General features: G+C 58.7%; 12 protein-coding genes. 5 read left to right on the plus strand and 7 right to left on the minus strand.

The genetic code is table 11. The features are described 5' to 3' along the window. Nucleotides 1–828: 828 nt before the first annotated feature. Nucleotides 829–1377 carry a recombinase family protein gene (locus tag DC522_RS06100; RefSeq protein WP_116527803.1) on the minus strand — a complete coding sequence of 183 codons (549 nt, stop codon included), beginning with the start codon at nt 1375–1377 and terminating at the stop codon, nt 829–831. A gap of 448 nt (nt 1378–1825) precedes the next feature. Between DC522_RS06100 and DC522_RS06105 the strand changes: the two genes are divergently transcribed. The 4 genes from DC522_RS06105 (at nt 1826) to DC522_RS06120 (ending at nt 5567) form a co-directional block, all read left to right on the plus strand. Beyond that, entirely contained in the window at nt 1826–3508 is a 1683-nt protein-coding gene (locus DC522_RS06105; protein WP_116527804.1) for a tandem-95 repeat protein, read from the plus strand. A 645-nt stretch (nt 3509–4153) separates the two neighbouring features. After that, nucleotides 4154–4885: a Crp/Fnr family transcriptional regulator gene (locus tag DC522_RS06110; RefSeq protein WP_116527828.1), complete on the plus strand. Its 732-nt coding sequence runs from the start codon at nt 4154–4156 to the stop codon at nt 4883–4885. 170 nt (nt 4886–5055) lie between these two features. Beyond that, complete coding sequence (locus DC522_RS06115) at nt 5056–5319, plus strand: hypothetical protein (RefSeq protein WP_116527805.1); 264 nt, start codon at nt 5056–5058, stop codon at nt 5317–5319. Then, nucleotides 5319–5567: a hypothetical protein gene (locus tag DC522_RS06120; protein ID WP_116527806.1), complete on the plus strand. Its 249-nt coding sequence runs from the start codon at nt 5319–5321 to the stop codon at nt 5565–5567. The genes DC522_RS06115 and DC522_RS06120 overlap by 1 nt, the downstream gene beginning before the upstream one ends. Nucleotides 5568–5740: 173 nt before the next feature. On the opposite strand, the gene DC522_RS06125 is transcribed toward DC522_RS06120, so the two are convergent. From DC522_RS06125 to DC522_RS06135, 3 genes are read right to left on the minus strand one after another with little or no spacing between them, the layout of a single operon-like run. Further along, nucleotides 5741–6514 (minus strand): ABC transporter permease, encoded by a 774-nt coding sequence (locus tag DC522_RS06125; protein ID WP_116527807.1) that lies wholly within the window; start codon nt 6512–6514, stop codon nt 5741–5743. Next, the gene (locus DC522_RS06130; protein ID WP_116527808.1) at nt 6511–7311 is read right to left on the minus strand and encodes an ABC transporter ATP-binding protein; all 801 of its coding nucleotides are present in this window, start codon (nt 7309–7311) and stop codon (nt 6511–6513) included. Before DC522_RS06130 ends, DC522_RS06125 begins: the two co-directional genes overlap by 4 nt. Beyond that, nucleotides 7311–8282 (minus strand): ABC transporter substrate-binding protein, encoded by a 972-nt coding sequence (locus tag DC522_RS06135; protein ID WP_116527809.1) that lies wholly within the window; start codon nt 8280–8282, stop codon nt 7311–7313. The genes DC522_RS06130 and DC522_RS06135 overlap by 1 nt, the downstream gene beginning before the upstream one ends. A 386-nt stretch (nt 8283–8668) precedes the next feature. Here DC522_RS06135 and DC522_RS06140 point away from each other — a divergent pair, with 386 nt between their 5' ends. Next, nucleotides 8669–8908, plus strand: a complete 240-nt coding sequence (locus DC522_RS06140) for a hypothetical protein (RefSeq protein WP_116527810.1) — start codon at nt 8669–8671, stop codon at nt 8906–8908. Nucleotides 8909–9201: 293 nt separating this feature from the next. On the opposite strand, the gene DC522_RS06145 is transcribed toward DC522_RS06140, so the two are convergent. From DC522_RS06145 to DC522_RS06155, 3 genes are all read right to left on the minus strand, one after another. After that, entirely contained in the window at nt 9202–11112 is a 1911-nt protein-coding gene (locus DC522_RS06145; RefSeq protein WP_116527811.1) for a potassium transporter Kup, read from the minus strand. A 354-nt stretch (nt 11113–11466) separates the two neighbouring features. After that, the gene (locus DC522_RS06150) at nt 11467–12309 is read right to left on the minus strand and encodes a slipin family protein (protein ID WP_116527812.1); all 843 of its coding nucleotides are present in this window, start codon (nt 12307–12309) and stop codon (nt 11467–11469) included. Continuing rightward, nucleotides 12306–13682, minus strand: a complete 1377-nt coding sequence (locus DC522_RS06155) for a nodulation protein NfeD (RefSeq protein ID WP_116527829.1) — start codon at nt 13680–13682, stop codon at nt 12306–12308. The genes DC522_RS06150 and DC522_RS06155 overlap by 4 nt, the downstream gene beginning before the upstream one ends. Between the last annotated feature and the right edge of the window lie 734 nt (nt 13683–14416).

The following is a 14416-nucleotide window of genomic DNA, read 5'->3' on the forward strand; positions in this document are numbered from 1 at the left end:
CTGCGCATGGACGAGATCGACTTTTGCTCGGTCCTGTTGAAGACAATGTGGCTGACATGCCGTTGGCAAGAGCGCTCTAGATCGGGAGCAACCAACCAGCGGATCCTTCTGGGTACGGAAATCTTCGTCAGGCCCTATGTGATGAGCCTGCCCAAGATCTTCCCTGTGCTCTGAACGAGAAATCCCAGCGTCTGCCTTTCAGCTTGCTGGCAGGCGTCTACATGCCGCCAGTATGTTGCCCAACGCATCCACTTCGGCTTGGCGGGCAACTTTTCAAGCAAGTTCGAACTCGCGCCGATCTTACTGCGCATCTTGCGGGCTCCCCTGTACGCTTGGTCTCGTGCGCTCTCCCGTTGCACGGAATACCCCAAGAGGTAAGCTTGCCGAGAGGCGAAAACGCGCGCGCCATAAGGAAGATGCAGCGTCATCACGCGCCGGCCGGTCTGAGGGCACACAAACCACCAGCGGAGGCCGCCATAGGGCGGTGATGTGGTGGCCAGCAGGATCGTCTGACCTTCGGTTCAAACAGTCTTCCCGAAAGAGTCAAAGCGCGTGATGTTGGCAAGGTGCAGGATGCCGATACCCTTGCAGAAAGTGACATCGTACTCGACCTGACACGCAGACTGGCTGCCGTTCGACCATGCCCATTGCAAGGTGCCGGACCGCGGGCAATCAGGCACAAGGATCGCGAGCCTCAGATGGCGAATAACAAGGGTGATGCTGCCTTCAACCGTGGGGCGTCCGCCGCACCTCGCCATTTGTTCGCTCCCCAATCCTGAATCTTCTGGCCAACATCAGCCTCTATAACGTGTTGCAGGAGCTTCGGCTTTAGCCTGCCTTGAGCAAGCGGTAGACTGAAGCGCGGCCAATTCCGAGCTTGCGGGCAATCTCTGTGCCGCCCATGCCCTGTGAGGCCAGATCCTGTACCTTCACTGCGTCAATAGAGGGCTTCCGGCCCTTATAGACTCCCTCTTTCTTTGCCTTGGCGATGCCCTCCATCTGCCGCTCTCTCCGAACAGCCGTCTCAAACTCCGCAAAGACATCGAGCATCCGAAGGAAGCAGCCGCCTGCTGCCGTGCTGGTGTCGATCGGCTGGTTGATGGCCTTGAGAGCAACGCCCTTGGCCTCCAGGGTTCGCACGATAGCTGCCAGATCCGCCACAGACCGGGCCAGGCGATCAATCCGGGTGACAACGATGGTGTCACCCTTCCGGACAAAATCGAGCAGGGTCTGAAGTTCGGAACGGCCTTGAATGGCGGCGCCGCTCTTCTTCTCCGAGCGGATCCTCTCGCATCCGGCGGCGCGGAGGGCCTCCTCTTGGGTGGTGAGGTCCTGGTCCGTTGTGCTCACTCTCGCGTAGCCGAAGACCGAGCCCATGTTCCGCTCCTTCTGTCTCGTTAGGCTTTTAGACCCTTTCTTTATAGTGTCTCGTATATCCTCATCCAACTCAATTGAAACAGAAAAAGTGTCTCGTTGGATGACCCATAAGGGTTTTACCGAAATGAAACATGCATTATCCGCCGAATAGTCGCGGCCGGGTGGCTTGTCGGACAGTGCGGTCCGCAATTCGGAGTATACCTCCTAATAGGTATTTCGGAATTTAATCATCGTTAATACAATGCAAACCTAAAGCTAACTGTCAGGCTCGCTGCGAAGCGGTTCATGCAAAAAAGGCAGGGCGGGTTGGTTTCAAGCACAGACACAAGTGCATGTGCATTGGGCCAACTGATCTCCGCGAAATAGAATTCGCATTCCAATCCAACAAATATCCGCACCTCTCCTGGGCGCAGGAGGTTTGCGCGCGTCTTCGGGGAAGCCTGCCTTCATGGGTACAATTAAGACATTTCTGAATTCTCTAAAAACTCCACAGGCACAAGCAGATGACCTTGGGTATACAGAAGAGCAAATCGAGTCCTTCATCCAGGCTGGCAGGATGGAAATCGATGTGCTTGCAAATGACCTTGGGGGCTCTGCCAAGTATGTCTGGTCGTTTGCGTCCGTTACGAGTACGGGACAGCCGCAGCTAGAAATTGAGGTTTCCGGGCTAAGGTTCTTTATCGAAAACGGGAAAGTTTATCTTGATCTAAGCCCTCAGTATCTTCCGACAATTGAGGGGCTTGGGGCGGGCAATGAGGCTGTCTCTGTTTTTGACTATACGATCCGACTCGCTAATGGGACTCTGAGCAGCACTACCGCCACTGTCAGAATCGATGGCATCAACGATCTGGCACTGGCTCAGGCGGACGCCGCGAGCGGCGACGAGGACACGCCCATCACGGGCCAGGTCACGGCCACGGACGTGGACGGCGACAGCCTCACCTACGTGCTCGTCCAGGGCGCGCAGGATGCTGACGGCAAGCCGGTTGCCGGGCTCACCTTCAATCCAGATGGCTCCTACAGCTTCCAGGGGCCGCAGGACTTCAACGGCACCGTCACCTTCACCTACAAGGCCAATGACGGCAGCGTGGACTCCAACGTCGCGACCGTCACCCTCACGGTGACGCCGGTGAACGATGCGGCACTGGCTCAGGCGGACGCCGCGAGCGGCGACGAGGACACGCCCATCACGGGCCAGGTCACGGCCACGGACGTGGACGGCGACAGCCTCACCTACGTGCTCGTCCAGGGCGCGCAGGATGCTGACGGCAAGCCGGTTGCCGGGCTCACCTTCAATCCAGATGGCTCCTACAGCTTCCAGGGGCCGCAGGACTTCAACGGCACCGTCACCTTCACCTACAAGGCCAATGACGGCAGCGTGGACTCCAACGTCGCGACCGTCACCCTCACGGTGACGCCGGTGGAGGACACTCCGGTAAATGCGTCTCCAACTGCCTTAAACGACAGGATCGCTCTCTCCAATGACGTCACGGTCACGATTCCTGTATCTTGGCTCCTCAAGAATGACGTTGATTCAGATGGTGACACCCTGGTCGTGACAGGTGTAACCAATCTGCCTACAGGATGGACCCTCCAAACCAATGACGCAGGACACGTCACTGAAATCAGAACTTCGTCCATGCCAAGCAGAGAAGTGGTGCTTAGCTATACTCTGAGCGACGGCAAAGTAACTGGCAGTGCGTCCGTTACGCTTTTTGTTCCAGTGCAGACGACAGGAGTGAGCAACATCATTGACCTCAGAGAGGTTGACTACGACTTTGCTTGGATTGATGCCAAGAATGGAGCAGATACCTTCTATTTCGGGTCAAGTGGGCAAGACAATTTCCTAGGTTCTGGCGGCAATGACACATTCAAGTACACAGATTGGAGCCAAGGAGCCGTTGGTGCTGGCCGAGATGTAATTCTCGACTTCAATGTTTCCGGAGTCGACACAATCGATATTTCTGGTCTTGCATCGACGAGTGGCAACGTCACGGCGGCATGGAATAATGCGTCTGATATCCTAACGTTCTCGGATGGTGGTACAAACACCATCGAGATCAGGCTGCAGGGCGTGAATACCTTAACTGCCAACAGCATCATCGGCGAATCTAGCTTCTTCATTGTGTAGGATTGCCAGAAATCTACTGTGGGGCGAACCGATGTCGCAGTTTGCCCCACTCTATTGCAGCAGCATCAATGCTGAGTTTTGGTTTACAATTTACTTGTAACCTTCTGAACTTTCATCATCCCAGAAGCAAAGTGAAATGATTTGCAGTTTGTTCGTAGCCTGTTGAGATATAACCGCTATAAAACATACGCGTTTACAGATAAGCTATTGGAATTGTTGGGGCGCAACCTGCCTCTTAATCAACGGGTCCAAGGTTGGAGTCCTTGTACACCTATCAAAGTTCCTCAATTTATAAAGCAATTTAGATCAGTGCAGCGTCTGGTGGTGTGTAGCCACGCATCCTCAGGCAGTACCTGGGGTAACTAACGCTATCCAGTAGGCATTCTCCTCTCCTCATTCTGCGAGGCCCGCGGGTCAATGTTTAGAGCTGGCTGCTCATAGCAGTCTGGTTGCAGGTTCGAGTTCTGCTGGGCCACTGTCTTGAGGACGGTATCGCCTCCCAATCGAACGGCCTTGTCCGTCACCGCTCATTCACGGATCCGTGAAGGCAGAAAGTTATCTCTTTAGTAGGAGGTAAGTTGCCGGTCAGGCTCTCAATCCTATTCATCGATGGACCGGATTCAGTACACCGCTATGGTTCCTAATATGAGGCAGGCACGACGAGCAAAAGATCATCGGGCTAACCGGCTTCTGGCCGCACTTGATCCAGACGATTTCGCCTGTCTTGAGCCTCACTTGGAGATAGTCGATCTACGACGCGGTGCGGCGATCTATGACACAGGCGATTTCATTCGCCACACCTATTTCCCTCATGACGCTATTGTCTCCCTCGTCAATGTCTTGGAGGACGGTCGCACCGTGGAAGTTGCAAACTTTGGCTGTGAGGGAATGTTCGGCCTTCTGAGTGCGCTTGTGACACGCGAGTCCTTTGGGCGCTACATCGTGCATGTATCGGGAACGGCATCGCGGATTCCCTTTGAGCAACTAAACGAGATCAGGAATACGCGGGCCGGCATTCGCCAGATCATCATGAGGTATAGCGAAGCGTTACTTACCCGGACATTCCAGATATTGTCGTGCAACGCTGTCCACACCGTGGAGGAGCGGTGTTGTGGTTGGATACTGAATATGCAGGACCGGATAGACCAAGATGTCATGCCTCTCACTCATGAATTCTTAGCCGAACTGCTTTCCGTGCAACGGTCCACACTGAGCGCGGTGTTAGGAAGGCTCCAAGCCCGAGGCTTGATCAGCCAACGCCGAGGAGCAATTGCCGTGTTGGATCGTGACGGGCTTGAACAAGCTGCGTGTGAATGCCACACGAAGATAAGACACGTATTCAGTCGGCTTTTGCCCCACACCTACTCGTCAAGATGACGCCGCTGAATGCAAACTCTCATGGCAAGCTCTGACCGCAACTGAAGCAGTGTGAGGAAATATACGCCGAGCATCATCGATGTTTATCTGAACTGTCGTTTTCCCGACAGACGCTGCAAATATTTTCCCACACGATTGAAGAGGCCGATGGTGATTTAGAGGAGCGGGGAGTGGCCTATCAGACCGAAAGCAGCGTGACTGAAAGTTGGGGCAGTGTTGAGTTCCGTGCAACCATAGAGGATCACTCCCTTGTTAAGTCCCTTCAGGCCATTTTGAAGGAGATCGATGACCAATACGAGCGGGAGAGGCAGAGCCTCATCACTGCCTTGCCAGATACGTGCGTGAAGGATCGCGCTTTATTCATGCTTGAATCCCGGTATTACCAGCGACGGGAAAACTACCTTCGGGAACTCGCCGCCCTTGAGGGCCTGTGATGACTACAACAATCATCAGCATGCCTGTTCCCGATACCTGCATGTTTTCAGCCGGAGAGACCGCTGTGCTGTGGCGATTACAGGCAGGGGAGCCAATCGACACGATTGCATCGGAACTCGGTTTGGCGGAGCCGATCGTGAGGGAGTATATCAAGTCGATCTTGAGGAAAGTTCGTCCTCAAGGCATACATCTGAACGCCGTTGTTGAAGCAGACATTTGCAGAGCCGCACTTAAAGACCGCTTCTGACCGAGGGTGTGTCAGAACGCAGACGGTCCGCTCCGCGGAGCAATTTAAATTCTAGAAGGTCTTGGTTGACCTTGAAATCCTCGGCACAAAAGCATGAACTTATACAAATAGTTCGTCGAGGCGGGGCTTGTTCGAGTTTTGACACACCCTCGACCCGAAGGAGACATTCCACCTTAGGATGCTTTGACGTTCGTGCCCCAGCGGCGGTGCAGGAAGCGCTCCCAAGGCGAGAACAGGAGGCGGTCTGCAAGGAGCCCAATCAGCACGATCACGATCATGACGCCAATGACCTGCTCCATGGCATTCAGCTCACGTCCGTAATGAAGCAGGTGGCCGAGGCCGAAGCCGGTGAGGATTGTCACATAGATCTCCGCCGCCATCAGCGAGCGCCAGGCAAAGGCCCAGCCCTGTTTCATGCCTGTCACTAAGAAAGGTAGCGAAGCAGGCATGATCACCCGGGTCCACTTGTGAAAGCCCTCTGAGCCCATGGTGCGTGCCGCGCGGGCATAGATCGGCGGAATCGACCGCGCACCGTAATCGGTAGCGATGATCACGGACCAGACTGTGCCCATGATGACAACGAACAGCATGGCGCTCTCGGTCTGACCGAACCAGACCAGAGCCAAGGGAACCCAGCACACGCTCGGCAGCGTCTGAAGCCCGAGCGCCAAAGCGCCAATCGTGTCTTCAAGCGTCTGCGATATGCTTGTCAGGAGCCCCAGCGGTAGGCCGATGAGAACTCCGGCGGCATAGCCGACGAGAAGCCGCTTGAGCGTCACCCAGGCGGCCTCCAGAAGGGTGCCATCCAGCAGCGCCCCCCACAAATATTCTGCCACATAGAGGGGGGAGGGCAGGAGCACCGCGGACCAGCGTCCGCTGCGAACAGCAATCTCCCATAGACCAACCAGCGCTGCAAAAAACACAAAGGCGAGCGCGATGCGTCTCATTCCGAAACCGCCTCCAGGGTACCCTTGAGCGCAGCAGCGATCTTTGACGTGTAGCCTGCAAGGTCGGGGCTATTGATGTCCCGCGGATGGGGCAGTGAGATCTCGAAGATCTGGGCGATGCGGCCTGGAGAGGGCGACATTAGCACCACCCGGTCTCCCAGGCAGACGGCCTCCCGCACGTTATGTGTCACGAAGATGATGGTCTTGTGACTTTCCATCCAGATACGTTGGATGTCGTCGTAGAGTTGGTCACGGGTGAGCGCATCGAGAGCCGCGAAAGGCTCATCCATCAGAAGCACCTGCGGATCAGGAGCCAGAGCGCGCGCCAAGGCCACTCGCTGCTTCATGCCACCAGAAAGTTCATGTACATGGGCATGCTTGAACTTCTCAAGCCCGACCAGCCTTAGGAATTGCTCAGCGATCTCCTTGCGCTCGCGTTGAATCAGATCCTTCCGCAGCTTCAGCCCGAACATCACGTTTCCGAAGGCATCGAGCCATGGAAACAGCGCGGATTCCTGGAACATGACCAAGCGCTGCCGCCCGGGTCCCTCAACCCTCTTGCCATCCGCCAGCACCTGGCCGCTGTCCGGCGTGGTCAGGCCAGCCATGATGTCTAGGAGCGTGGACTTACCGCACCCGCTGGGGCCAATCAGGCAGACGAACTCCCCCTCGGCCACCGTGAGGGACACATTCTCAAGCGCCTGCACCGTCGCGCGTGACGAGGTGAACCGTTTCGAGACACCTTCCACGACCAGCTTGGCCGGGATACCTGTCCCGGACATCGGACGGGACCCCATCAGGGCGTCTCGACCAGACGGGACAGATCAGGGGCGCCCCGCATGAACCCCACCTTCTGTGCGCTCGTCATAAAGGCCTGAAATGCATCGCGCTTTACATCTGAGGTGATGTTCATGCGGCTCCAGGCCCGGGCAACCAGCTCAGGAGCCATGTCGACGCGGAAGGAGGTCTGCAATTCCTCGCGGGCAAGACGCTGCGCTTCCTCCGGGTTCTGTTTGATCCACTCGGTCAGTTCGCGATGCGCGGCCACGAAGTTTCGGACCAGGTCACGGTTCTTGCTGAGGAAGCTGGCGCTGGAGACGAGCACGGTCGTGATGGCATCCTTCTCCTCCACCAGAATCTTGCCCCCGGCCTCGGATTCGAGCCGCGACACCCATGGCTCCACGGTCCAGACAGCGTCCAATTGCTTATTCTGAAACAGCGAGAGCTGATCCGGATTGCTGGTGGGCAGAACCTGAGCATCGCCCCCGGTTTGGGTGATCCGCAGTCCGCCTGCGACGAGCCAAGCCCGGGCAGCCACATCCTGGGTGTTGCCGAACTGGGGTGTGGCGATGCGCTTGCCTCGGAAATCGGCTGGCTTGGTGAGGTCGGCATCGGGCCGGACAACGAGAGCCGAGCCGCCATTCACGGCGCCGGCAATGACCCGGACCTCATCGCCACGAGAGCGTGCATAGGCATTGAGGGCCGGGTTCGGGCCCACATAGGTCAGGTCGAGCGAGTTGGCGAAAATCGCCTCCATGGCGCTTGGGCCCGCATTGTATGTGTACCATTCGATCTTCACGTCCTGTCCAAGCCGATCCCTGAACCAGTTGCGGCCTTGCCGCTCGAAGGCACGGGCCACCAAGGCTTGAACATGGGTGATGTTCGGAAAATGGCCAACCCGCACGATGGTGCCCTGTGCGATGGCGGGGGAGGCTATCACCACAAGAGAGAAGGCCAGCACCAGAATGAACCGGAATCCATAGCGCATCGGACTAGCTCCCGTAAGATTAGAGTAGGCTAGGCGCTAGTCTTCTGACGTCAATGGACCAAAGCCTAGAATGAGGCTGAGACAACCTCATCCGCATGGCGCAAATATCGCGTCCTGGGACATTCCGGAGGTGACGCCGATGTCTGCTTACCCGGCCTAAGCTGACCTCGCTGAAGGGCAGGGAACTTCAGTGGGCAACAGCCTCCATTGTGGAAGGCAGAAAAATCGTTTCAGAGTATGCGCGTGCGGAAGGCTGCTTATTGAACACGGCTGGCGCGTGGCTTAGAGAGACCGGAACCTACGTCTAAGCCAAGTTCAGGCTGTCCCCGATAGTGTAATCATCTCAAGCTGCTACGTTCTCTCCTTGAGATCGTAAGAGGTTGCCTTTGCACAAGGTCTCTAACCCCGTGAAACACCCCAAGAAGCGCTGGAGCAAGACGCATGCGGTCTATCTTGGCGCTGTCTCGGGTATGGGGATCGCCATTGCTCATCAGGTCTATCATGCGGCTGTCGGCGAGATCCCTGACGAAAGTCCGCTCGCTCATATCTTACCCGAGTTCATTGGACTTGTAGCAGGTGGTGCTCTGTTACTGGCTGCAATCGCGGAGGTCCGAAATCGGCTTTGAGAACACGGTGGCGCGATCTATCTCTAGAGCATCGTGCGGAACCGAAGGTCCGCGTCAGCGAAAAGTGGATCCGGTTTTCCGCTCTCAACGATGCTCTCATTGACGGAGAAAGCATCGGATGGGTCCCAAAAGTGCAAATCCACTTTTCACGTCCGAGGCTGTAGCCACTATAGGGCAGGCTGGAGCCTCGGACCTGAAAGTGGGATGCACTCTTGGGCTTGATCCGATGCTCCCTTCATAGAGCAGCGCATCGTTCGAGGCGGACCTCCGGTTCCGCACGAGGCGCTAAGATCTCAGATTTCCACCGAGCTGCCGATCTCGACTACCTGAGGGGCTGGAATACAGAAGTAGTCGGCGGTGAGCTCCGCATTGCGGTTCAGCATGGCAAAAATGATCTCGCGCCACAGAGCCATGCCGGTGTAGGTCTTCGTGGCGACCACGGTCTGACGGCCGACATAGTACGTAACACCATCCGGATCGAAGTCCGGGATCTGATGTTGCGCCATGGCAAGACGCAGCCCGGCCGGGACATTGGGTTTCTCGGTAAAACCCAGCCGCAGGATCAAGCGCTCGATACCGGCGCCAATCGGTACCAGATGGACACGGTCCTCGTCCGCGACCTTCGGAGCATCCAGAACCACCACGGACGCGAGAAACACCCTCTCGTGCAGCACCCGATTGTGCTTGAGGTGGTGCAGCAGGGTTCCCGGGATGCTGCTCGTCGAAGCCGACATCACCACCGCAACGCCTGGAATGCGGATCGGGGGATCGGCCTCCAGCTGCCGCAGGAACTCTTTGGGAGCCATGCGCAGGTGCGTCCGTGCCTTCTGCACGAGCTGCTGGCCCCTGCGCCAGGTCAGCATCAGGAACGCTCCCACGACTGCAATGAGCAGGGGGAACCAGCCACCCTCGAACAGCTTCGTCGTGTTGGCGGCCAGGAACACCAGATCGACCAGGAGCAGGGATCCGTTCAACAGGTACACAAGCATCGGCCTGTGGCCCCAATGGAGAGCAACAAAGGTCGCCAGAACGGTGGTGATCACCATGTCAATCGCCACAGCCAGCCCGTAAGCCCCTGCCAGTCGGCTTGACGTCCCAAACCCGACCACGGCACCGAGCGTCAGGGCCGCCAGGGTCCAATTGACAAAGGGAACGTAGATCTGGCCGCGCTCACGGCTTGAGGTATGGACAACCCGCAGGCGCGGCAGCAAGCCGAGCTGAATGGCCTGCTGGGTTAGGGAAAACGAGCCTGTGATCACCGCCTGCGAGGCGATCACGGTGGCCATCGTCGCCAAGGCTACAAGCGGGTAATGCGCCCAATCAGGGGCCAGATGATAGAAGGGGTTCTCTGCAGCCCCTGGATCGGTCAGGAGCAGGGCGCCCTGCCCAAAATAGTTCAGCATCAGCCCCGGCATGACGATCAGGAACCAAGCGGCCTGGATCGGCGAGCGGCCGAAGTGACCCATGTCGGCATACAACGCCTCACCCCCGGTGACGGCAAGGAACACAGCCGCCAGGACAGCCAGCGTCGTGATCAGGTCCGTGTTCAGGATATAGCCGACCGCATAAGTGGGGCTGACTGCAGCCAGCACCTCGGGAGCCGCCAGGATGCCGCGGATGCCAAGAAGGCCTAATACGGCAAACCAGACGAGCATGAACGGGCCGAAGATCCCGCCGATCCAACCGGAACCCATTCGCTGCACGAAAAACAAGATGGCCAGGATCGCAACGGTGATTGGAACCACGTAGGAGCCGAACTGCGGCGCATCGACCGTCAGCCCCTCGACAGCGCTCAGAACCGAGATTGCGGGCGTGATGGTGCCGTCGGCGTAGAGAAGTGCCGTGCCGACGAGGCCCAGCACGGTCAGATACATGCGCCAGGATCCAGGCTGGACGCGCCGCACCCCTAGCAGGGCCAGCAGGGCGATGATGCCGCCCTCGCCTCGGTTGTCAGCACGTAGGATGAAGACGCAGTACTTGATCGAGATGACGACGATCAAAGACCATAGGATGAGGGACAGCACCCCAAACACCACGTCAGGGGACGCTCCGCCTCGGCTGGCGGCATGGGAGGCCTCCTTCAGGGCGTAGAGTGGGCTCGTTCCAATATCGCCGAACACAACACCGAGGGCTGAGAGAACCAGCGCCCGGGAGAGAGTCCCGGATCCAGTCTCGCGCACAGGGGCTTCCACCGTCGCCGCCATAGCACCTCGCAGGCTCGGTCCCTGTCTTGATCACCGAGCCAAAGAACAACCCTCACCGCACGGCCAAGTTCCGGGTGCGGCCAGTCTACTGCTGAGCACAGTCGGTAATGCAAGGTCTCTTGCGAAGTCCGGCTCCCAATCACGAAGCTCATCACTGCCGCAATGCCGGAGTATTCCAGGAAGGCCCAGCGAACGTCCGATGGTCCCGCCTAGGCGGGACCATCGGACGTTCGCGGAGCACAGGGGATCTCCAGAGTCTGGCCCAGGGCCGACGTTCAGCCCCGAAGCTCGGTCAGTACAATCATCTGATTGCGGGGGGAGCCATCGTCCGGGGAACACCCGGCAGAGATCTCGTCAGGCGCGCTTCGCTCCAAGGCTGGCAATCCCCGGTTCACGGGTGCTGTCTTGCGAACCGGTTGCATTCGAAGGACCGACGACCTGGCCTCCGATCGCGTTCCCGAGTTGGGTCAGAAGGTCCACGGGCAAGGGAAAGACAATGGTCGAAGAGCGCTCGCTGGCGATATCGTGCAGCGCCGCGAAGTAGCGAAGCTGCATGGCGCGCGGCTCCGCCGCGAGCAGTCGTCCCGCCTCCACGAGCTTTTCCGCCGCCTGCTGCTCGCCTTCGGCGTTGATCACCTTCGCCCGCCGCAGGCGCTCAGCCTCGGCCTGCTTGGCGATGGCACGCACCATGTTCTCGTTGAGGTCCACATGCTTGATCTCGACATTGGCGACCTTGATCCCCCAGGCATCCGTCTGCTGATCGAGGATCTGCTGGATGTCAGCATTGAGCCGGTCGCGCTCCGCCAGCATCTCATCGAGCTCGTGCTTGCCCAGCACTGAACGCAGGGTGGTCTGTGCCAGCTGGCTCGTCGCCGCCATGTAGTTCTCGACCTTGATGATCGCCCGCTCGGGATCGACGATGCGGAAGTAGATCACGGCGTTGACCTTCACCGAGACATTGTCGCGCGAGATCACATCCTGAGGCGGCACGTCCTGAACAATGACCCGCAGATCAACCCTGACCATCTGCTGCACAAACGGGACGAGGATGATCAGCCCGGGCCCCTTCACGCCCGTGAACCGGCCGAGGGTGAATACAACGCCGCGCTCGTACTCCCGCAGCACCCGGATGGCCGCAGCCAAAAAGCCCACGATGAGCAGCGCCAGGACAAGGTAGGCAACATAGTCGAAGATCATGGCTGTCCCTCCGAACCTATCGCCACTTCCGGCCTGCGGCGCACCTCAAGCATCAGGCCCTGGATCCCGGCGATCTGGACGTGTTCCCCTGGAATCAGGGGCTGGGCGGCTCGCGCCTGCCAGCGCTCGCCCAGGGCGAGCACATGTCCCGCATCACCCGACCAGTCGAGCACCTCTGCGGGTTGCCCGAGCATGGCGGGGGTGCCGGTGCGAACCGGTTGGTGGCGCGCCCGCCAGACATAACCTAGCGTCAGTGTGAGGAGCCCAATGCTGGCCACCAATGCTCCCCCGATGACCGTCCAGGAGAGCTGGAATTCGGGGGCATCGGTGTCGATCAGCATCATGGCCCCGAGCAGGAAAGCCACAAGTCCGCCCAGCCCCAGGACCACGGTCGGGTTGAAAGCCTCCGCAATCAGGAAGGCGAGGCCAAGCAGCATCAGCGCAAGGCCGGTATAGTCCACCGGCAGCATGTTCAGGGCGTACAGGCCGAGGACGAGGCAGATGGCCCCGATCACGCCGGGCGCGACCGTTCCGGGATTGCTGAATTCGAAGATGAGGCCGTACACGCCGACGATCATCAGGATGAAGGCGATATTCGGATCAGTAATCGTTGCGAGCAGCCGGATGAGCCAGCTCGGTTCCTCTGATCGGATCGGGAGGCCCTTGGTGGCGAGACGTCGGCGCTCCCCCAACACCTGCACCTCGCGTCCGTCGATGCGGGCGAGGAGTTCCTCGGATGTCTGGGCAACAAGGTCGATCACGCCCTTGTCCAAAGCCGCCTGAGCCGAGAGGCTCGCCGCCTCCCGGACGGCCGCCTCCGCCCACTCAGCATTGCGGTGCCGGAGCTCTGCGAGACTGCGGATGAAGGCGACCGCATCATTGGTCATCTTTGCGGTCGCGGCATCCTTGGTGCCAGAGCCTGCGCGGTCAGCACCGTCCTTGTCCTTCGACGGCTCCGGAGCGGGGAGTGTGGGTGGGCCGCCGATCTGCACCGGGGTCGCAGCCCCGAGATTGGTGCCGGGCGCCATGGCGGCCGCATGGGTTGCATAAAGAATGTAAGTGCCGGCGCTGGCCGCGTGGGCTCCAGCGGGAGCAACGAAGCCGATGACCGGCACCGGCGAGGCCAGCACGTCCGCGATGATCTCACGCATGCTCGTAGCCAATCCTCCTGGCGTGTTGAGGCGCAGGATGACGGCCTCGACTTTCTGCGGACTGGCGGCAAGAAGGGTATCCCTGACGTATTTGACAGTCGCAGGGCCGATCGGTCCATGAATCGCTATCGAGATTACATGCCGGTCCGCTCCCATTGGGGAGGTGGGTTCCGAAGCGCTCAGCGGGAGCCAAGCCGTCAGCACGATGACGGCGGCCAGCATTCGGATCAGACGCTCCAGGCGCACGCACCGATCTCCCAGGTGGTGAGGCCCTTGTACCCTTCAAATGAATTGTAGCATCAAACAGTCTGGTGGACCATCAAGCCGTGCAGCGGTTGAGCATCGTGCGGAAAAGTGGATCCGGTTTTCCGCCTGAACGATGCTCTCATTCAAGGAGAAAGCATCGGATGGGTCCCAAAAGTGCAAATCCACTTTTGGGTCCGATGCTGTAGGCCTGCAGAGATTGCATTGCTGTCGGGCTTGACTTGGCCTTGGACACTATACGCCCAATGCGGACCGTCAAAAGGGTAGGGGGCGCTATTGACCCACGGCGGCCCTTTCTGGCGTCGGTCGATTTCATGGCATCTCAACTCCTTGCTAAGAATATCGATACGGCAGGATGCGCTCTAAGTTTTTTCCCAGACTGGGGCGATACGCTTATCCAGCCCGACCCTGCGGGGCGCGCCGAGCGTTGGGCATGCAGGAGCGTCCCTGCGCTGAACTGGTTGTGAAAACTGTGAAGCTTTATCCTGGGCTCAGACCCTGCCTCAGCGAGGGGGGCAGCATGAGCGATGGCGCGACGCTTCATACCAGCGGCGGCTACTCTCTACCGGTGTCATCGTGCTCACGTGCCTTGGGCTCTGGGGCGGGTGTGATTGCCTAGAGCATCGGGCATTCAGACGAATCCGTATCCGGCGGCGGTGAAATAGTTGCGGCACGCCTCAGGCTCAACGAGA

The organism is Microvirga sp. KLBC 81 (assembly GCF_003075415.1).
GTDB lineage: Bacteria > Pseudomonadota > Alphaproteobacteria > Rhizobiales > Beijerinckiaceae > Microvirga.